This is a genomic window from Mesorhizobium qingshengii (assembly GCF_027563465.1).
Classification (GTDB): Bacteria; Pseudomonadota; Alphaproteobacteria; order Rhizobiales; family Rhizobiaceae; genus Mesorhizobium; species Mesorhizobium qingshengii_A.
In genome coordinates, this window is sequence record NZ_JAPFQA010000001.1 from 234,109 (window position 1) to 252,928 (window position 18,820).

The following is an 18,820-nucleotide window of genomic DNA, read 5'->3' on the forward strand; positions in this document are numbered from 1 at the left end:
AATAATTCAGAAAGGGGAATGAAATGAAATTCACAGTCATTCGTACGTTCATGGCCGCCTTGACCATCGGCCTCGGCCTGCTCTCGGCACCCATCGCCGCATCGGCCGACGACAATCCATCCGCTGTCATCGAACAGATCCGCGCCAGCGGCGTGCTGAAGGTGCCGGTCATGACCGGCGAGGAACCGGGCTACATCAAGGACCCGGCCACCGGCCAGTGGAGCGGCTTCTACTATGAATTCCTCGGCGAGATCGCGACCCAGCTCGGCGTCAAGCTCGAGCCTGTCGAGACGACCTGGGGCAACCTGGCCGCCGACTTCCAGTCCAACAAGATCGACATCGCCATCGGCGTCAATCCGAACCCGAAGCGCGGCCTTGTCGTCGACTATCTGTGGGAGCCGCTGTTCACCGACGCCTGGGCCGTGCTGACGCCTCCCGGCAAGCCGGTCAAGACCTGGGCCGAACTCAACTCGCCCGACAAGACCGTTGTCGTCCAGAAGGGCAGCACCATGCAGGTCGTCGCCGAGGCCTTGCTGCCGAAGGCCAAGATCACGCCGGTGGAAGATCGCGGCCTGGCGCTGATGGAACTCCAGGCTGGCCGCGCCGATGGCGTCGTCTTCTCCATTTTCGACGCTTTGCAGATCACCAACCAGAAGATCGGAAATGTGTCGCTTCCCGAGCCGATCCTGCGCAATCCGGCAACGCTTGCCGTGGCGCGCAAGCCCGGCAATGCCGGCTTCATCAACTTCCTGACCAACTGGATACTGCAGGAACGTTCGCTCGGCCTCGCCCAGGGCAAGCTTGCCCGCTCATGGGAAGCCCGTGGCATCGATCTGTCGATCCTTCCGGCAGGCTTCAGCTTCTGATCGCAAACAGCCTGACCGCCGCACAGCGCGGCGGTCAGGCCACCACTGGACGTGCATCGAACCAGTGAGGACGCCATGTTCGACTATACAGTCATAACCAACAACATCGGGCTGCTCTGGCAGGGTCTCCTGATGACGCTCTACTTTACCGTGATCACGATCGGCGCGGGCATGCTGATTGGCCTTTTCATCGGGCTTATCCAGCTGAGCACCTTCCGTCCGCTGGTCATCCTCGGCCAGATCTATGTCGAGTTCTTCCGCAACATTCCGCTGCTCGTCACGCTGTTGTGGGTCTACTACGCCTTCCCGATCTTCGCCGGTATCAATGTCACGAAATTCTGGGCCGGCTTCATTGGGCTCAGCTGCTACGTCGGCTCCTTCTACGCCGAAATCCTGCGCGCCGGCGTCCAGTCGGTCGATCCCGGCCAGACGGATGCGGCAACCGCCATCGGCATGTCCTATGGCCAGCGCATGCGCCGGATTATCCTGCCGCAGGCCTTTCGAAAGATGATCCCGCCGCTCGCCGGTCAGTCGATCATCCAGATGAAGAACACGACGCTGCTGTCGATGATAACGGTCCCGGACCTTCTTTATCAGGCCAGCTACATCAGCAGTTTCACCTATAGGCCGATGGAAGTTTACACCGCCGTTGGCGTCATCTTCCTGATTATCCTGGTTCCGCTGACGCTGCTGTCCCGGAAACTCGAAAAGAGCGGGGCCAGCGTAAAATGAGCATCACCCAATCGAATGCCCCCGCGCCGGAGAAGAGCGACAGGCCGGTGCTGCGGCTGGACCGCATCTGCCTGAAGTTCGGCGACAAGCGGGTGCTGAACGGCATCGACCTCTCGGTCGTCGAAGGCGAGGTGGTCGTGCTGATCGGCGCCAGCGGATCGGGCAAGACATCGCTGCTGCGCTGCATCAACCTGCTGAACACTCCGACCAGCGGCAGCATCGTCATCGGCGACGAGATTCTGTTTCACAACGAGGCCAGCGGCAAGGGCCGTTCCCAGATACCCAACCAGGAAGTCAACCGGATACGCTCGAAGACCGGCATGGTGTTCCAGCAGTTCAACCTCTTCCCGCACATGACGGCGCTCGAGAACGTCATGGAAGGCCCGGTTATCGTCAAGAAGGAGCCGAAGGAGCAGGCGCGTCAAACGGCGCTGAAGCTTCTCGATGTCATGGGGCTGGCACAGCATGTGGAGAAATATCCGCGCCAGCTTTCCGGCGGCCAGCAACAGCGGGTCGCGATCGCCAGGGCCATGGCCATGCAGCCCAAGGTGATGCTGTTCGACGAGCCGACCTCGGCGCTCGATCCCGAACTTGTCGGCGAAGTGATGAAGGCGATGGTCGAGCTGGCCAAGAGCGGCATGACCATGGTGATCGTGACCCACGAACTGGGCTTTGCCTTCGAGGTCGCCGATCGGGTGGTGTTTCTCGACCAGGGATTGGTCGCGGAACAGGGGCCACCGTCCAAGGTGCTGCTGCATCCCGAACATCCGCGTCTGAAGAGTTTTGTCGGACGCTTCCATGAATCGGCGGATCTGCTTCGCCCGTTCCTCGAGGCGCGTGAGGCCGAGAAGGCGTGCTGAAGGCACGCCGCTTCACGCACAACAGTCAAGTGGCCATCGTCGGCAAGGGAACCGCACCAATCCATGCGGGCCCTTCGAGATGGCCGCGGAAGGAAAGATATCAATGACGCTGAGTTTCGATCCAGCCACGGTCTCCATCCCCAAGGGCCATCACATTGGCGGGCAGTATGTTGAACTGCCTGGCACGGAGATCGAGGTTCTTCGGCCGTCTGACCTCCAGCACATGGGCATGGTCACCGACGGCGGCGAAGCCGCGGTGCAGCAGGCCGTCGATGCCGCAAAAGGAGCGCTGGCGCGGAGCCGCTGGGCTAAGATCGCGCCACGCGACCGCGCCGCCGTGCTGTTGCGCTTCGCGGCCTTGATCGAGGAGAATGCCACCTATCTCGGACAGCTGGAGGCGATGGGGTCGAGCCGGCTGATTTCGATGACCATTGTCAGGGACGCGGTACGCACCGCCGGCGTCGTGCGCTTCTACGCCGAGTTCTGCGACAAGATCGAAGGCACGGTCACCTCGACCGAGGCGAATGCGCTCAGCATCGTCAAGCACGAGCCCTACGGCATTGTCGGCGCGATCGTGCCCTGGAACTTCCCGATGATCACCGCTGCGTGGAAATTCGCCCCGGCGCTGGCCGCCGGCAACGCGGTGGTGATGAAGACTTCGGAACTGACGCCGCACAGCCTTCTTGCCTTGGCGGAGCTTGCCGCCAGGGCCGGCATTCCCGCCGGCCTGTTCAATGTCGTCAACGGCTATGGCCACACGACCGGAGCGGCAATCGTGCGCCATCCCGACATCCTGAAGATCTCGTTCACCGGCTCGACGCAGACAGGGGCGGCGATCATGACGCTGGCGGCCCAGTCCGGCATCAAGCCCGTCACCCTCGAGCTTGGCGGCAAGAGCCCGCAACTGGTACTCGCGGATGCCGGCGATATCGATGTGGTGGCCGGTCGGGTCGCGGCGGCGTTCATGGACAATGCCGGCCAGGTCTGCACGGCGGGCTCGCGGCTGATCGTCGAGGACAAGATTGCGGATGAACTCGTAGAGCGTCTCATCGCCCGGACCAAGGCGATCAAGGCGGGACCGACCTGGGACGAGACTACGACCTTCGCACCGATCATCAGCCGCAAGCAGCTTGAGCGCATCGATACGATGGTCCGTGGCAGCATCGGTGAGGGCGCCTCGGTGGTCACAGGCGCAACAGTGCTCGAAGGCCGCAACGAAGGCAGCTTCTATGCGCCGACGATCCTGGAAAACGTCTCCGACGACAATATCGGTTTCAAGGAAGAGTTCTTTGGTCCGGTGCTGACCGTGCGCACCTTCGCCGATCTCGAGGAAGGCCTCGCCCAGGCGGCGCACCCGGTCTACGGGCTTGCCGCCAGTGTCCATACCACGGACCTGAAGAAAGCGCTCAAGGCAGCGGATTCGATCGAGGCCGGCATGGTCTGGATCAACCAGCACGGGCGCGGCCCGGAGTTCACCTATCCGGCCGGCGGCTACAAGGGGTCCGGCTTTGGCAAGGACATGGGCCGTGCCGGTATCGAGGCGTTCCTGCGCCAAAAGGCCATCTGGGCCAACTACGCCTGAAGCGAGCGCACGCCTATGCAATTCGACTACATCATCGTTGGTGGCGGCTCGGCCGGAGCCGTGCTTGCCAGCCGTCTTTCGGAAAGCGGCACCAGGCAGGTCGCGCTTTTCGAAGCCGGGCCCGATACGCCTCCGGACGATGTGCCGGAGGTGATCGCGGACAGCTACCCCGGCCTTTCCTATTTCGACCCGAAATACCACTGGACGGAGCTGCGGGTCTTCAACCGTTCGCCGAAGCAGAACGCGCAAGTGGTCAAGACCGCCAAGCTCGAACAGGCCAAGGTGATGGGCGGCGGCTCCAGCATCAACGGCCAGTTCGCGGTGCGCGGCCTGCCGCACGACTATGACGAATGGGAGGGTCTCGGCCTTACCGGATGGGGATGGGAAGGCATGCTGCCCTACCTCAAGAAGCTCGAGCGCGACCTCGACTTCGACGGCGATCTCCACAACAAGACCGGCCGTATTCCCATCCGGCGGGTCTTTCCGCAGGACTGGGCCGGTTTCACCAGATCCGTCCTCAAGGCGACGGAAGGCGAGTACCCTTACCGGCCGGATTACAATGCCAGCTTCGAGGACGGCTCGTTCCCGCTTCCCTTGTCGAACGAGAACGACCGCCGCGTGTCGACGGCCATCGGCTATCTCGACAGCGAGGCGCGCGCCCGCAAGAACCTGCAGATCTTCGCCAACGCCTTCGTCGAGAAGCTGGTGACCAAGGGGACGCGCATCACCGGCGTCGAGGTCACGATCGATGGCCAGAGGAAGACCTACAGCGCCGGCGAGACAATCGTATCAGCCGGCGCCCTGCATTCGCCGGCGATCCTGCTGCGCGCCGGCATCGGTCCGGCCGCGCAGTTGAAGCGGCTGGGCATCGAGGTCATTGCCGATCGCCCCGGCGTCGGCGAGAACCTGACCGATCATCCACATCTGGCGGTCGGCGCGCATTTCAAGAAATCGGCGCGGTTGAAGCCCGGCCAGCGGCGCCACATCTTTCTCGGCGTCAGATACTCCTCGAATTATGCCGACTGCCACTCCGGCGACATGCTGTTGATGCCCGTCAACCGCGCCGGCTGGCATCCGCTCGGCAAGGCGATGGGCGCCCTCAATGTCTGCGTCAACAAATCCTATTCGCGCGGAACCGTCACCCTGAAGACAGCGGCCCAGACCGACGAGCCGATCGTCGATCTGAATCTCGCTTCCGACGGCCGCGACCTCATGCGCCTGGTCGACGGCTTCAAGCGCATTTGCCGGATCATGGAAACGCCCGACGTCCAGCAGCATGTGAACACCTGGTTCCTGGCCGGCTACAGCGACGAGGCCCGCGCGCTCAGCGTCCGCAAGCCGTGGAACTGGGTCAAGACGGCATCCGCCGCCTATCTCTTCGACTACGCGCCGTTGTTTCGCGAAACCTTGCTCAGGCGCAAGTTCGGCACCACCGACCGCATCCGCACGATGCTCGGCAACGAAGATCTGATCGTCGATTGGGTCAAGCAATCCGTCTGGTCCGGCTGGCATGTCTCCGGCACCTGCAAAATGGGCAGCGACAACGATCCGATGGCGGTGCTCGACGCCGAGTGCCGCGTGCGTGGCGTGGAGGGGCTGCGGGTCGTCGACGCCTCGATCATGCCGACGATCATCGCCGCCAACACCAACATCACGACGATCGCCATCGCTGAAAAAGCGGCGGACCTGATTTTGCATTCCCGATAATCGAAAAGGACATCAAGGCTATGCGCAAGAACAAGGTGAAGGACATCTGGGCCGCCGGCGGCGAAGTGGTGACGGGCTGGCTCAGCATTCCCTCGTCGATCTCGGCGGAACTGATGGCCCAGCAGGGCTGGGACGCGCTCACCATCGATCTCCAGCATGGCGCGACCGACTATGTCGACGCGGTGCCGATGCTGCAGGCGATCTCGACCACGGACACGACGCCGATGGTGCGCGTGCCGTGGAACGATCCGGCGATCATCGGCAAGGTGCTCGATGCCGGCGCCTATGGCGTGATTTGCCCAATGGTCAACACCGCCGAGGAAGCGGACGCCTTCGTCAAGGCATGCCGCTATTTCCCCAAGGGCGGCCGCAGCGTCGGTCCGCTGCGCGCTTCGCTCTATGCCGGCGCGGACTATTTCCAGCACGCCAACGACACCATCATCACCATGGCGATGATCGAGAGCGAGCAGGCGGTCAAGAACCTGGAAGATATCCTGAAGACCCCCAATCTCGACGCCATCTTCGTCGGTCCGTCGGATCTTGCGGTGACCATGGGCGAGGCGCCGGGCTTCGATCCGCGCTATCCGGCCGTCTACGAGGCGATCGAATACATCGCCGCCAAATGCAAGGAAGCCGGCGTCATTCCGGGCATCCATTGCGGCTCGGTCGCCTATGGCGTGGATATGCGCAGGATAGGCTATCGCTTCATGGCCTATCTCTCCGACTTCCGCATGCTGCAGCAGATGGTGTCGCGTTCACTGCCGGCCTTCCGCGCCGGCACGCCGAGCGCGATCGCACCCTGATCGACATAAATCCGGATCGATTGTCATGTCATCGACAAGCACGCCGCGCGGCAAGGTGACGGTCATCGGCGCCGGCATCATCGGCGTCTGCACCGCGAATTACCTGCTCGAACAGGGTTTTGCCGTCGAGGTGGTCGATCACGCCCTACCGGGCTCGGAGGAGCAATGCTCCTTCGGCAATGCCGGCGGCATCTGTCCGGGATCCTGCATCCCGAACTCGATGCCGGGCGTGCTCGGCAACGTGCCGAAATGGCTGATGGATCCGGAAGGGCCGTTGATCGTGCGGCTGGCCTATCTCCCGCACGCACTGCCCTGGCTGCTGCGCTTCCTGGGTGCCAGCCGCAAATCCCGTGTCGAGGAGATATCGTCGGCGATGCGCTCGCTGCACCGCTATACATTCGAGTGCTACGAGCCGCTGATCAAGGCCGCCGGCTGCGAGGATCTGCTGCAGAAACGCGGCCAGCTTTTCGTCCACGAGACGGCGGACGGGCCGTCCAGGGGCGCCTATGGCCTCGGGCTTCGGCGCGAGCATGGCGTCAAGGTGGACATCCTCGATGCCGACGAAATCCGGCAGCTCGAACCTGCCCTGGCGCCGATCTTCAAGAGCGCTGTCTATCTGCCCGAACAGGGGCAATGTCCCAATCCCGGCCGTCTTGTTGCAAAGCTCGCCGAACATGCGGCGCGTCAGGGCGCCCGCTTTATCAGGGCAAAAGTGCTCGGCTTCGACATGGCCGCCAACGGTCCGTCGGCGCTGCGGCTTGAAGGCGGCGGCCACCTACCGGTCGAGACGGTGGTGCTTTGCGCCGGCGCCTGGTCGGGCGACCTTGCCCGCAAGCTCGGCGACCGCATTCCGCTGGAGAGCGAGCGCGGCTACCACATCATGGTCAAGGGCGCCGATACGGGCCTGCGCATCCAGACCATCTCGGCAGACCGTAAGTTCGTCGCCTCGCCGATGGAGGACGGTTTGCGGATCGCCGGCAATGTCGAATTCGCCGGCCTGCGAGCGCCGGCAAACATGCACCGGGCGGATGTTCTTCTCAAACAGGCGCGGCCGATGTTCAGGAAATTGGAGGTTGGCGAAGTCACGCGCTGGATGGGGCATCGTCCCGGTACGCCCGACAGCATTCCGGTCATCGACCGGGCGTCGCGGGCCAGGAACGTCATCTACGCCTTTGGCCACGGCCATCAGGGGCTGATCGGCGGCGCCGTCACCGGCAAGATCGTGTCGCAGCTTGCCGCCGGTTTGCCGCCAGCGATCGATCTCACGCCGTTCCGGGCTGATAGGTTCTGATTGTTCAGAGCGCGCTGCTGTGCCAGCAGGCCTTTCCGTTCTTGCATGGGGAAACGACGTGACCGCAAACACCAATACACAGGCCGTGGAGCCAATCGATTCGCAGCGCGCCTACACGGTGCTGATCTGCGATCTGGTCGGCCTGCGCTTCGGCCCCGACGGCAAGCCTGACCCGAGCGAAGTGCGCGCCCATATCGAAGCCAGGGGCGGCCGCTTTCACGCGACGGCGCTTGGCGACAAGGCAGGCCTCGAACAGGGCAGGGTGCATTTCTTCTACCAGCCGGACCTCAGCACCCGGGAAGAGCTCATCGATGCCGCCGGCGATGGACGCTATGACGCCGTCATCGCCGCCGCTACGTTCCTGCCCGCCGAAACCGTCTTTCCGCTGGCCGGCGTGCGGATCGGTGCCGGCACCGGCAATATGGGCTCGCGCTCCTGGGGTGGCGGCAGTGGCGAGGGCGGCACCGCGGTGCTGATGAACACGCCCGGCATCAACAGCCGCGCCACCGCGCAGATGGTGATGAAGGCCATCCTCAAAGTGCTGCCGGATCTCCCGGTCGACTTGCTTCACGACCGGGTGGCGCGCGGCGCCTTCGATACCGGCAGGGAACTGCGCGATTTTCCGACCGAGAAGCTGGAAGGCAAGACGATCGCGATCATCGGCTACGGTAACATCGGCCGCGAGGTGGCCAAGCTTGCCCGCGCGTTTGGCATGCGCGTGGTGATCCACGCACGCCCGCGGCACCGGGACTGGATAGAAGCCGAGGGCTTTGCCTATGCGGCAGACCTTGGCGACGCTGCTGAAAGCGCAGATGTGCTGAGTGTCCATGTCGGTCTGGGCAAGCAGGACGCGCAGACCGGGCGCTATGCCAATGCCGGGTTCATCGGCGCGGATATCCTGTCACGCATGAGCAAGGGCGCGGTGCTGATCAACTACGATCGCGGCGAGCTTGTCGATGTTGCGGCCCTTGGCGACGCCCTGGACAGAGGTCAGGTGCGCCATGCCGCGATCGATGCCGATCTGTTCAGGGATGCCTCGACCGGCAACCTTTCCGGTCCAATGCTGCCTTATCTGGATCTCGTCGAAAAGCATGGCGCCAGGCTTGAACTCCTGCCGCATGCTGCCGCCGATACGGACCATCCTTCGCGCGTCGCCGGCGCCAGGCAGGCCGTCGACCAGATATTCGACGTCATCTGCCGCAAATCGGTGACCAACGCCAAAGGCACCGTCCCGGAAGGGTATCTTTCGCTGGGGGCGACCACGCCTCCCGGCATCGGACCGGTGACGGCACGCGACCTCAGGAAATTGACCGCCGACGAGTGCGCCGAATTGGCTGATCTGTGTGAACGGCAAGCCCGGCTATGGAAGACCCTTTCAATCGCGCTGCCGGATGAGCGCGGCAAGGTCATCGCCGAACAAGGCGAGGAGCTTGTCCGGTTGGTAAATGGCTTTTGCATTTTGGCCGAGAGCCTAAATCTCAGAGGCCCCTACCAATAGGGTCGAGCTGCCCCGGTTCGGAGGTGGACAGGTGCCGGCAAGCCTCGCTTCCCGCCGATACCCAAGCCCTCGATCCTGCGCGCCTCGGGGTTGCCGCAGTCACAGCCGATGCCGTAGACACACCGCTCGTGAATGGCGTTTTGAAACGGCGGAGAAGAAGCATATGCCAGACCGGATGAAGATCATCTCTGCAGCCAAGTCGCACGGCGGCGTACAGGGCGTCTATTCCCACGCTTCGGATGCCTGCGCCTGCGACATGACGTTTGCCGTTTTCGTGCCGCCGCAGGCCGGTGAAACGCCTTGCCCGGTGGTGTGGTACCTCTCTGGCCTCACGTGCACCCATGCGAATGTGATGGACAAGGGCGAGTACAGGCGGATGGCCGCGGAGCTTGGCCTGATCGTCGTCTGTCCCGACACCAGTCCGCGTGGCGCCGACATTCCTGACGAGAAGGACAATTGGCAGTTCGGCAGCGGCGCCGGCTTCTACGTCGATGCGACGCAGGAGCCTTATGCGAAGAACTATCGCATGTATTCCTACATCACCGAGGAATTGCCGGCCCTGATCGCACAGGAATTTCCGGCCGATATGGCGAGTCAGGCAATCTTTGGCCACTCGATGGGTGGCCACGGCGCGCTGACGATTGCGCTGAAAAATCCCGGCCGGTTCAAAAGCTGCTCGGCGTTTGCGCCGATCGTGCAGCCAGGCACCGCCGGTTGGTCGAGGCCGGCCTTCGAGAAGTATCTGGGCAATGACGAGGCCTCATGGCGGAGCCACGACACCACCTCGCTTGTCGAGGACGGACATCGTTTCCCGGAGCTTCTTGTTGACCAGGGCACCTCGGACGGATTCCTCAACGATGGGCTGAGGCCCTGGCTTCTGGAAGCGGCCTGCGCCAAGGCCGGCATCCCGTTGAATCTGAGGATGCAAGAGGGCTACGATCACTCGTACTTCTTCATTTCGACCTTCATGGACGACCATCTGAAATGGCACGCCAAAAGATTGTCTGATCCAAAAGCCGGCGCATAAGGCCTTTTGCCATCCCGGCGGGCTGATTGCCTTCCGCGACGGACGCCGGCGAATGCAAGACTGAAATACGACTGCGGCATCGAGACCTTCTGGCCGCCTGCCGACGGCGCGACGGCGCAGGTGACGATGGCTTCAGCTCTGCGCCGGCCTGCGCTCAACAATGTAGATGTGGTCGGCCGCCAGCACCACTTCGCCGCGCTGGTTGATCACCTCGCAGCGCTCGATCACGCGTCCGGAATCTGGCCGCTTGGGATCGTCTTCCTTGGCCGCGATGGTGGTGCGCGTGCGGATCGTGTCGCCGATGAACACCGGCTTGATGAAGCGCAGCCGGTCGTAGCCATAGGAAAAGGCGACGGGATTGACGACGCTTGCCGTCAGGCCGACGCCGACCGAGAACACCAGCGTGCCGTGGGCGATGCGCTGGCCGAACGGTGTCGTCTTCATGAACTCGGCGTCCATGTGATGCGGGAAGAAATCGCCGGTGTGGCCGGCATGGACGATGAAGTCCGTCTCGGTGATGGTGCGGCCGCTGGTGAGGCGTGACGCGCCGATCTCGTAGTCCTCGAAATACTGGATCTGTTCCATCAGGGTCTTTCCGCGATCGGTGTCGCCGGTGCCGCGCTCGACTGATAGGCCGCCTCGACCAGCGCCATCGTGCTCCAGGCATCCTCGACCGGGCTGATCAACGTTGCGTCTTCTCCGGCCGCGAAGCGCTGGACATTGGCCATGCGGCCGACGAAGGCGTCGGGGAACCACTCGCCGGCCAACGGCACCGCCACCCAGTCCGCCCCGCCCTTCGGGTAGATTTCCAGAACATCCGGTTCGCCGCGCGGATAGTCCAGATTGAGGCCGAGCTTGAGATAGGCTGCTCCCTCGGTGCCGCAGATGCGGAACTCGCAGGCCTGGTGCCGGCGGCCGAATTTGTGGTCGTGATTGATCGACAGAGCGCAGCGCACGGTGTCGCCATAGTCGAGAATGGCGCTGGTGCGCGTCTGCGCCACCGCATGGTTGGGATGGCCAAGCGTCTTGGCGTGGACACCTTGCGGGTCGCCGAGCAACTGCCGGATCAGGTCAAGATAGTGGATCGAATGCATGGCGATCTCGACGCGCGGCGCCTTGAGCAGGAACTCCCACAGCTCCCAAGGTGTCGCCACCGCCAGCCAGGCGTCGAAGTCGACGACCTTGCCGAGCCAGCCCTTGGCGATCGCGTCCTTGAGCGCCAGCATCATCGGCGCGAAACGCAACTGGAAGTTCACCGCCGCGTGGAGCTTCTTGGCGCGGCAGATCTCGAGGATCGTGGTTGCCTCGGCAAGGTTGCTGCCCATCGGCTTCTGGATCAGCGCCACGGCGCCGTCTGGCAAGGATTTCAGCACATCGGCATGGCGGGAGGGCGGCGTGGCGAGGTCGAAGATCGCGCCCCCGACGGCGGCGGCTTCCTCGGCCGAGCGAAAGGCGGTCACGCCCCATTGATCCGCCAGCCTTGCGGCCCTGGCATGATCGGGATCGTAAAGCCCGCCTACCGGAAAGCCGGCCTTCCGGTAGGCGGGGAAATGCGCGTCGCCGACGATCGATCCGGCACCGAAGGTGACGATCGGCCGGGGCTTCGAAGGCTTGGGCCAGGTCTGAACGAGTGAGGCAGGGTCGAAACCGCCTTCAGTCATGATGGAAGACCTCGTCCATCGCTGCCCACCATTCGCCATCCTTGCGCGTCGCCAGCGGTTCCTGGCAAGGCATGCAGACCGCCCACCATTCCTGGGTCCTGGGATCGGCCGCCATCCTGGCCATGTCGGCCTCGTAGTCGGTGCCATGGTATTCGAAAGTGCTGAACAGCAGGTTCTCCGGGCGCTTCAGGTAGATCGAGTAATTCCTGATGTTGCAGGCCGAAATCATGGCCAGCACGTCGGGCCAGACAGCGGCATGAAGGTGGACGTACTCCTCGACCTTTTCCGGCTTCAGCCCCAGAACCATCCCCATCCGCTGCATGCCAGTCTCCCTATTTCGAGATCGTCGTGGTGAACTCGGCGATGCTCATGGCCTTGACCGCGTCCCAGTCCCAGTCGATGCCGATGCCCGGTTCGTCGGGCGCCAGCGCCTGGCCATCCTCGATGCGCATGTGCTTGCCGGTCAACTGGTCGAGTTGCGGAATGTACTCGACATATCTGCCGTTCTGAACAGCACAGGTCAGGCTGACATGCAGTTCCATTAGGAAATGCGGGCAGACCGGAATGTCGAACGCCTCCGCCGCATGGGCAATCTTGAGCCAGGGCGTGATGCCGCCGATGCGGCCGACATCGACCTGGACGATCGAGCAGGCGCCTTTCTGCATGTATTCGCGGAAATGGCGGATGGAATAGAGCGACTCGCCGATGGCGATCGGCGTTGGCGTCGAATTCGACAATCGCACATGCCCATCGATATCGTCGGCCGGCAGCGGCTCCTCGATCCAGGCGAGGTCGAGTTCGCGCAGCCTTGCCGCGCGCCGGATCGCCTCGTCGACCGAGAATCCCTGATTGGCGTCGGTCATGATCTCGTAGCCGTCGCCGACCGCCTTGCGCACCGCCGACAGGCGCGCGAGATCCTCCGCGCCATGCGGCTTGCCGATCTTCACTTTCGAGCCGCGAAAGCCCTTGGCCTTGGCGGCCAGCGCGTCGTCGACCAGGGCTTGTGTCTCGATGTGCAGCCAGCCGCCTTCGGTCGTATAGAGCGGGCAGCGGTCCCTGGCGCCGCCGGCCAGCTTCCACAGCGGCAGGCTCTGTTTCTTCGCCCGCAGGTCCCACAGCGCTGTGTCGATCGCAGCGATCGCGATTGCGGTGATCGCGCCGATCGTGGTGGCATGCGTGGCGAATTCGAGATCGTGCCAGATCGCCTCGATCATGTCGGGGTCGCGGCCGATCAGGCGCGGCGCAAGATGGTCGGACAAGAGCCGCATCACCGACGAGCCGCCGGTGCCGATCGTGTAGCTGTAGCCGGTGCCGACCGCGCCGTCGGAATCCGTGATCGTCACAACAGGCGTTTCCTGGCTGACGAAACTCTGGATCGCATCGGTGCGCTTGACCTTGGGCACAAGGTCCACCATCCGCAGTTCGACTTTCTCGATTCTAGCCATGTCGGTCAGCTCCGCAATGTCTTTCCGGTGTCGGCGGCAAACAGATGCGCCTGCGACATGTCGAGGCTCATGGCGACCCGCTCGCCCGACCTGAGCGGTCGCGGGTTCAGCATGCGCGACACCCAGTCCGTGCCGTTGAACTCGACGAACACCAGCGTCTCGTTGCCGAGCGGTTCGGTGACCGTGATCGGCAGCTCGATCTGGTGGACGTCGCCCGCACCGCCGGAACTGATGCCATGGCCGGTCGGATAGATGTCGTCGGGCCGCAGCCCGAACACGACCTTGTCGCCGGTGGCGACATCGGATTTGAACTGGCCGGGCAGCGGCAGCTTTTCGCCGCTGGCGAAAACCATCTGGCCGTCGTCGATCGTGGCTTCATGCAGGTTCATTGGTGGCGAGCCGATGAAGCCGGCGACGAAGCGTGTCGCCGGCCGCCGGAAAACCTCGTCGGGCGCACCGACCTGTTCGATATGGCCGTCGCGCATGATGACGATGCGGTCGGCAAGCGTCATCGCCTCGACCTGGTCATGGGTGACATAGATCACCGTCGACTGCACCTTGGCATGCAGCTTCTTGATCTCGGTGCGCATCTGCGTGCGCAGCTTGGCGTCAAGGTTGGAGAGCGGCTCATCGAACAGGAAGACATCGGGATCGCGCACGATGGCGCGGCCCATGGCAACGCGCTGGCGCTGGCCGCCCGACAGTTGCGAGGGGCGGCGGTCAAGCATCGTGTCGAGGCCGAGGATGGCCGATGCCTCGGCGACGCGGCGGTCCATGTCTTCCTTGGCGGCGCCGGCGATCTTCAGGGAGAAGCCGAGATTCTCGCGCACCGTCATGTGTGGATAGAGCGCGTAGGACTGGAACACCATCGAGATGTTTCGCGAGCGCGGCGGCAGGTCGTTGACGACGCGTCCGCCGATCTCGATCGAGCCGGCGCTGATCTCTTCCAGTCCGGCGATCATGCGCAGCGTCGTCGACTTGCCGCAGCCGGAGGGGCCGACCAGCGCGATGAATTCGCGGTCGGCGATGTCGAGATCGATGCCATGCACGATCCCGATATTGCCGTAGCGCTTGGTCAGTTTTCGGAGGGAAACAGTTGCCATTGGATCAGCCTTTCACCGCGCCGGACGTCAGGCCGCCGACAAGGTGTTTCTGGACGATGTAGGTGAGGGTGAGCGCCGGAATGATCATCACCACGGCGAGCGCGCACATGCCGCGCCAGTCGATGGTGAACTCGGCGGTGTAATCGAGCAGGCCGACCGGCAGCGTCTTGGCGCTTACCGAGCGGGTCAGCTGCGAGGCCAGCGCGAACTCGTTCCAGCAGGTCAGGAAGGCGAAGATCGCGGCGGACGCGATGCCAGGCCCGGCGAGCGGGAACTCGACCTGCCAGAAGGCCTGCCAACGTGTGCAGCCGTCGATCTGCGCTGCTTCGGCGAGGTCTTTGGGCACCTGGCGGAAGAAGCCGTCGATCAGCCAGATCGTGAACGGCACGTTGAGCGCGACATAGGCAAGGATCAGCCCGAAATGCGTGTCGATGATGCCGAGCCGCACATAGAGGAAGAACAGCGGCAGCGAGAGCGCGATGCCGGGCACCGTGCGTGTCAGCATCAGGCCGAGGAAGACGCTGGACTTGCCGCGGAAACGGTAGCGCGCGAAGGCATAGCCGCCGGCCATGCCGATGGCGACCGCGATGATCGTCGATGTCACCGAGATGATCAGCGAGTTGCGGAAGTATTCGATCACCGGGATGCCGCCCTTGCCGATGCCTGAGAACATGGCGACATAGGCGTCGAGCGAGATCTCCTGCGGGATCCACACTGGCGGCTTGGCCATGATCTCGACGGTCGGCCGCAGCGACGACAGCACGATCCACAGGCCCGGCAGGCAGATCGTCAGCATCGCCAGGAACAGGCCGATGCGATAGACGATGCCCAGCAACCGACGCTTGAGGCGGGCGGAAGAATTCTCGTCCATCCTCACCACTCCGCGCCGATCTGCGTGCGCGCCGCGGCGAGCTTGTTGAAGAAGTAGACGGTGAAGGCGATCGACAGCAGGATCGAGAAATAGGCCATGGCGTTGGCCATGCCCATGCGCCCGTCGCTATAGGCGGTGCGCGCCACCAGCGTCCACAACAGCTCGGTGCGGCCCGCCGGTCCGCCGTCGGTCATGATCTTGACGATGTCATAGGCGCGCGCGACGTCGAGCGAGCGGATGGTCATGGCGATGTAGGCGAAAGGCATGACGAAGGGCCACGTCACATAGCGAAATGTCTGCCACGGCGTGCAGCCGTCGACCCGCGCCGCCTCGATCGGCTCCTTGGGCATGGCCAGCAGACCGGCGAGGATCAGGATGGCGAAGATCGCCGTCGACGACCAGATCTCGGCGATCGAAATGGCGATGAAGGCGAGATGGCCTTCGATCAGCCACGGTATGGCGTCCTGCGTGATGCCGAGCGACTGCAGGGCATTGTTCACCAGGCCGATATTGTCGTTGAACATGAACTTGAACTGGAAGCCGACCAGGATCGGCGAGAACATCATCGGGAACATCATAAGCGTGCGCAGGATGCGCTGGCCGCGCGTCGCTTTCTCGACCAGCATCGCCAGGCCAAGGCCGAGCAGCATCTCGAGATTGAGCGCGATCGTCAGCAACAGCACCGTGCGGCCGAACGCCCACCAGAAATCGGTGTTGGACAGGATCGAAACATAGTTCCGGATGCCGACGAAGACGTAAAATGTCTCGGGCTTGGTCAGGCGAAACGGCGTGAAACTGGAGTAGAGCGACAGAAGCAGCGGCACGACGACGACAGCCGCCAGCACGATCATCGCCGGAAGCAGCAGCAGGAATGGCGCGGATGGCTTGAAGGCCTTCATTGAGGTCCTGTGTGGTGTTGCATGCGACTGTCGGTGCCTCTTCCACGTCGAAGCCCATGGCGGGTGGCGAAAGGGCCATCGTGGATCGGCCAGCGGCCTCGCCCGGAAAGGCGTGATCGCCTCCCCCATCTTCCTGATGGGGGAGGCAGCCTTGGGAGCGGTTGCTAGAGCTTGCCGGCGTCCTGGAGGATCTGCGTCGCCTTGGCCGCGGCTTCATCCAGGGCCTGCTTGGACGTCTTGTCGCCGAGGATCGCCGCCTGCAGCTCGGGATAGACGGCGTTCGATATCTCGATCCACGAAGGGGTCTGCGGCACGGCGAAGGCGCTCTTTGCCTCTTCCTGGAAAGCCGCCAGCACTTCCTTCTTGTAAGGATCGTTGGCTGCCTGCTGCAGGTCCCAGTCCCAGACCGCCGTGCGGGTCGGCAACGGGCCAGCGGCAGCCTCGAGCTTCTGGCTGTCCTCGTTGGTCAGCCACCACACCAACGAGGCTGCGGCCTCCTTGTTCGGGCAGTTCTCGGTCACCGAGAAGCCGTGGAAGCCGGACCAGCCGGTGCGCTTGCCGGAAGAGCCCTTCGGCGCAACCTTGACGCCGACATTGCCGGCGACCTTGGACGACTTTGGATCGTTGAAGAAGCCGGCCCAGCCCGGCCAGTCGAGATTGATGGCGACGGTGCCGGAGGCAAAGCCCTGGCCGAGATCGTCCCAGAGGTAGTTGGTCGTTCCGGCCGGCACGGCCTTGGCCTTGTAGAGATTGACGAACCAGTCGAGCGCCCTGATGCCGGCTTCTGAGTTGAAGACCGGCTTGCCGTCCTTGTCGAGATACTCGCCGCCCTCGGCGACCACCATCTCGTAGAAGCGGCCGTTGATCGCCTCTTCCTTGCCGGCGAACTGCGTGCCGTAGAAATTGGGCGGGTTGGCGAAGAACTCGGCCTGGTCGGTGACTTCCTTCCAGGTGTCCGGCGGCACCAAATCATAGCCGTATTTCGCCTTGAACTTGGTCTTGTTGTCGGCGTTCTCGTACAGGCTCTTCTGGTAGTAGAGCGCCGAAACGTCGAACTGCGCGCGCGGCAGCATCTCCAGCTTGCCGTCGATGGTCGCCGCCTTGATCGTCGACGGCACGAAGGCGTCGATCTCTGCCTTGGGCAGCAATTTGCCGAGGTCGGTGTAGAGGCCCGTATACTGCGGCGCGAACGACGAATGGTTCCAGCCGACGCACCAGTTGGTGCTGCCCGAGGCAATGTCGGACTTGAGTTCCTTGTCGATATCGAAGCCGTTCTTCTTGGTCAGGATGTTGACCTTGGCGCCGGTCAGCTTCTCCCATTCGGGTATCCGCTCGTAGAGTTTCTCATATTGCTGACCGCCGATCAGCTTGGCGTCGATGGTGACGCCTTCGAACTTGCCGGGCAGGTCGCCGGCAAGGGCCGTGCCTGCACCTGACGCAAGCAACAATGCGCCGGCGGATACGCCGGAAAGCAGTCTGTTCATTGGTATCCTCCCTTGGTGCGCCTCAGCGGCGACCGCAACTCGTCTGATGACAAGAAGTGCTACATTCATATACAAACAAAACATTTATGGATACGTCAAGGCGAAATTTGTTTCCGCCGGTCGCGTTCCTGCGTATATGAAGGACGGAATTCACTGGAGGGACGGGCCATGGACGACAGCGAAGACGAGCGCTATCGCGCGCCGGCGCTCGACAAGGGACTCGACATCCTTGAACTGTTGGCGGGCGTCGACGGTGGCCTGACGCAAGCGGAAATCGCCAAGAAACTCGACCGCAGCCCGAACGAATTCTACCGCATGCTCGACCGGCTGGTGCGGCGCGGCTACGTCACGCGGCTGGATGGAGACCGCTATTCGCTGACGCTCAAGCTGTTTGGCCTGGCGCAATTGCATGCCCCGGTGCGCCGCCTCGTTTCCTACGCCACGCCGCTGATGCGAGAGCTGGCCGAGACGTCGCAGCAGGCCAATCAACTCGTTGTTTTTGATCGCGGTTCCGCCGTCGTCATCGGTCAGCAGGAGGCGCCTAACTACTGGGGCATATCGATCCGGGTCGGCTCGCATATCAGCCTGTTCGACACCGGTTCGGGACATGTCCTGCTCGCCTTCCGTTCACCCGAAGAGCGGCAGATGATGATTTCCGAGCATGTCCGCAGCACCGACAAGACGGCGCAACCGGCCGAATTCTTCACCCGTCTCGACCAGATCCGCGACCGCGGCTACGAGATGATGGCCTCGATGCAGACCGCCGGCGTCTTCAACCTGTCGGCGCCAGTGCGCAGTTCCGACGGCAAGGCGATCGCTGCGCTGTCGATTCCCTACATCACCGTCGTCAATGCACCTTCCGCGCCCGACATCACCAGGACGATCGAACTGTTGCTGGCCACGGCTGACAAGTTGTCGCGCCTGGCCGGGTCGGCGGTCGGCTTATCGACGTAAATTCTTATTTGAATGAAGAATTCCTCCGTGAGATGAT

The 18,820-nt window shown here is 63.2% G+C and carries 18 protein-coding genes; 10 read left to right on the plus strand and 8 right to left on the minus strand.

What is annotated here, in order from left to right; translation table 11 throughout:
* Positions 1-23: 23 nt before the first annotated feature.
* From OOJ09_RS01080 to fghA, 9 genes are all read left to right on the plus strand, one after another.
* Positions 24-866 (plus strand): transporter substrate-binding domain-containing protein, encoded by an 843-nt coding sequence (locus OOJ09_RS01080; RefSeq protein WP_269903412.1) that lies wholly within the window; start codon positions 24-26, stop codon positions 864-866.
* Between the two features lie 75 nt (positions 867-941).
* Positions 942-1,598, plus strand: coding sequence for an amino acid ABC transporter permease (locus OOJ09_RS01085; protein ID WP_269903413.1), 657 nt, complete (start codon positions 942-944; stop codon positions 1,596-1,598).
* Positions 1,595-2,458 (plus strand): amino acid ABC transporter ATP-binding protein, encoded by an 864-nt coding sequence (locus tag OOJ09_RS01090; protein ID WP_269903414.1) that lies wholly within the window; start codon positions 1,595-1,597, stop codon positions 2,456-2,458. Before OOJ09_RS01085 ends, OOJ09_RS01090 begins: the two co-directional genes overlap by 4 nt.
* 103 nt (positions 2,459-2,561) lie before the next feature.
* Complete coding sequence (locus OOJ09_RS01095; protein ID WP_269903415.1) at positions 2,562-4,040, plus strand: aldehyde dehydrogenase family protein; 1,479 nt, start codon at positions 2,562-2,564, stop codon at positions 4,038-4,040.
* A gap of 15 nt (positions 4,041-4,055) precedes the next feature.
* Positions 4,056-5,747 (plus strand): GMC family oxidoreductase, encoded by a 1,692-nt coding sequence (locus OOJ09_RS01100; RefSeq protein ID WP_269903416.1) that lies wholly within the window; start codon positions 4,056-4,058, stop codon positions 5,745-5,747.
* A gap of 20 nt (positions 5,748-5,767) precedes the next feature.
* Positions 5,768-6,550 carry an HpcH/HpaI aldolase family protein gene (locus tag OOJ09_RS01105; protein WP_269903417.1) on the plus strand — a complete coding sequence of 261 codons (783 nt, stop codon included), beginning with the start codon at positions 5,768-5,770 and terminating at the stop codon, positions 6,548-6,550.
* Between the two features lie 25 nt (positions 6,551-6,575).
* Positions 6,576-7,841, plus strand: coding sequence for an NAD(P)/FAD-dependent oxidoreductase (locus OOJ09_RS01110; protein WP_269903418.1), 1,266 nt, complete (start codon positions 6,576-6,578; stop codon positions 7,839-7,841).
* A 58-nt stretch (positions 7,842-7,899) separates the two neighbouring features.
* Positions 7,900-9,339 (plus strand): NAD(P)-dependent oxidoreductase, encoded by a 1,440-nt coding sequence (locus OOJ09_RS01115; RefSeq protein WP_269903419.1) that lies wholly within the window; start codon positions 7,900-7,902, stop codon positions 9,337-9,339.
* 163 nt (positions 9,340-9,502) lie between these two features.
* Positions 9,503-10,366: an S-formylglutathione hydrolase gene (gene fghA, locus OOJ09_RS01120; RefSeq protein ID WP_269903420.1), complete on the plus strand. Its 864-nt coding sequence runs from the start codon at positions 9,503-9,505 to the stop codon at positions 10,364-10,366.
* Positions 10,367-10,498: 132 nt separating this feature from the next.
* Here fghA and OOJ09_RS01125 read toward each other — a convergent pair whose 3' ends face one another.
* From OOJ09_RS01125 to OOJ09_RS01160, 8 genes are all read right to left on the minus strand, one after another.
* Complete coding sequence (locus OOJ09_RS01125) at positions 10,499-10,954, minus strand: MaoC/PaaZ C-terminal domain-containing protein (RefSeq protein ID WP_269904040.1); 456 nt, start codon at positions 10,952-10,954, stop codon at positions 10,499-10,501.
* Positions 10,951-12,027 carry a Gfo/Idh/MocA family protein gene (locus tag OOJ09_RS01130; protein ID WP_269903421.1) on the minus strand — a complete coding sequence of 359 codons (1,077 nt, stop codon included), beginning with the start codon at positions 12,025-12,027 and terminating at the stop codon, positions 10,951-10,953. The genes OOJ09_RS01125 and OOJ09_RS01130 overlap by 4 nt, the downstream gene beginning before the upstream one ends.
* Entirely contained in the window at positions 12,020-12,349 is a 330-nt protein-coding gene (locus OOJ09_RS01135; protein ID WP_269903422.1) for an L-rhamnose mutarotase, read from the minus strand. The genes OOJ09_RS01130 and OOJ09_RS01135 overlap by 8 nt, the downstream gene beginning before the upstream one ends.
* Before the next feature lie 10 nt (positions 12,350-12,359).
* On the minus strand, positions 12,360-13,472 hold the full coding sequence (locus tag OOJ09_RS01140; protein ID WP_269903423.1) for a mandelate racemase/muconate lactonizing enzyme family protein: 1,113 nt from the start codon (positions 13,470-13,472) through the stop codon (positions 12,360-12,362).
* A 5-nt stretch (positions 13,473-13,477) separates the two neighbouring features.
* On the minus strand, positions 13,478-14,575 hold the full coding sequence (locus OOJ09_RS01145; RefSeq protein WP_269903424.1) for an ABC transporter ATP-binding protein: 1,098 nt from the start codon (positions 14,573-14,575) through the stop codon (positions 13,478-13,480).
* Positions 14,576-14,579: 4 nt separating this feature from the next.
* On the minus strand, positions 14,580-15,446 hold the full coding sequence (locus tag OOJ09_RS01150; protein WP_269903425.1) for a carbohydrate ABC transporter permease: 867 nt from the start codon (positions 15,444-15,446) through the stop codon (positions 14,580-14,582).
* Positions 15,447-15,448: 2 nt separating this feature from the next.
* Positions 15,449-16,345: a carbohydrate ABC transporter permease gene (locus OOJ09_RS01155; RefSeq protein WP_269903426.1), complete on the minus strand. Its 897-nt coding sequence runs from the start codon at positions 16,343-16,345 to the stop codon at positions 15,449-15,451.
* Positions 16,346-16,509: 164 nt separating this feature from the next.
* On the minus strand, positions 16,510-17,829 hold the full coding sequence (locus tag OOJ09_RS01160; RefSeq protein WP_269903427.1) for an ABC transporter substrate-binding protein: 1,320 nt from the start codon (positions 17,827-17,829) through the stop codon (positions 16,510-16,512).
* A 168-nt stretch (positions 17,830-17,997) separates the two neighbouring features.
* Between OOJ09_RS01160 and OOJ09_RS01165 the strand changes: the two genes are divergently transcribed.
* Positions 17,998-18,783, plus strand: coding sequence for an IclR family transcriptional regulator (locus OOJ09_RS01165; RefSeq protein ID WP_269903428.1), 786 nt, complete (start codon positions 17,998-18,000; stop codon positions 18,781-18,783).
* The last annotated feature ends 37 nt before the right edge of the window (positions 18,784-18,820 follow it).

What these genes read in the sequence shown, in the direction of transcription:
- OOJ09_RS01090 (WP_269903414.1), top strand. Translation starts at nt 1,595, where the DNA reads ATGAGCATCACCCAATCGAATGCCCCCGCGCCGGAGAAGAGCGACAGG.
- OOJ09_RS01100 (WP_269903416.1), top strand. Translation starts at nt 4,056, where the DNA reads ATGCAATTCGACTACATCATCGTTGGTGGCGGCTCGGCCGGAGCCGTG.
- OOJ09_RS01105 (WP_269903417.1), top strand. Translation starts at nt 5,768, where the DNA reads ATGCGCAAGAACAAGGTGAAGGACATCTGGGCCGCCGGCGGCGAAGTG.
- OOJ09_RS01130 (WP_269903421.1), bottom strand. Translation starts at nt 12,027, where the DNA reads ATGACTGAAGGCGGTTTCGACCCTGCCTCACTCGTTCAGACCTGGCCC.
- OOJ09_RS01165 (WP_269903428.1), top strand. Translation starts at nt 17,998, where the DNA reads ATGGACGACAGCGAAGACGAGCGCTATCGCGCGCCGGCGCTCGACAAG.
- OOJ09_RS01145 (WP_269903424.1), bottom strand. Translation starts at nt 14,575, where the DNA reads ATGGCAACTGTTTCCCTCCGAAAACTGACCAAGCGCTACGGCAATATC.
- OOJ09_RS01080 (WP_269903412.1), top strand. Translation starts at nt 24, where the DNA reads ATGAAATTCACAGTCATTCGTACGTTCATGGCCGCCTTGACCATCGGC.
- OOJ09_RS01110 (WP_269903418.1), top strand. Translation starts at nt 6,576, where the DNA reads ATGTCATCGACAAGCACGCCGCGCGGCAAGGTGACGGTCATCGGCGCC.
- OOJ09_RS01160 (WP_269903427.1), bottom strand. Translation starts at nt 17,829, where the DNA reads ATGAACAGACTGCTTTCCGGCGTATCCGCCGGCGCATTGTTGCTTGCG.
- OOJ09_RS01140 (WP_269903423.1), bottom strand. Translation starts at nt 13,472, where the DNA reads ATGGCTAGAATCGAGAAAGTCGAACTGCGGATGGTGGACCTTGTGCCC.
- OOJ09_RS01155 (WP_269903426.1), bottom strand. Translation starts at nt 16,345, where the DNA reads ATGAAGGCCTTCAAGCCATCCGCGCCATTCCTGCTGCTGCTTCCGGCG.
- OOJ09_RS01135 (WP_269903422.1), bottom strand. Translation starts at nt 12,349, where the DNA reads ATGCAGCGGATGGGGATGGTTCTGGGGCTGAAGCCGGAAAAGGTCGAG.
- fghA (WP_269903420.1), top strand. Translation starts at nt 9,503, where the DNA reads ATGCCAGACCGGATGAAGATCATCTCTGCAGCCAAGTCGCACGGCGGC.
- OOJ09_RS01150 (WP_269903425.1), bottom strand. Translation starts at nt 15,446, where the DNA reads ATGGACGAGAATTCTTCCGCCCGCCTCAAGCGTCGGTTGCTGGGCATC.
- OOJ09_RS01085 (WP_269903413.1), top strand. Translation starts at nt 942, where the DNA reads ATGTTCGACTATACAGTCATAACCAACAACATCGGGCTGCTCTGGCAG.
- OOJ09_RS01095 (WP_269903415.1), top strand. Translation starts at nt 2,562, where the DNA reads ATGACGCTGAGTTTCGATCCAGCCACGGTCTCCATCCCCAAGGGCCAT.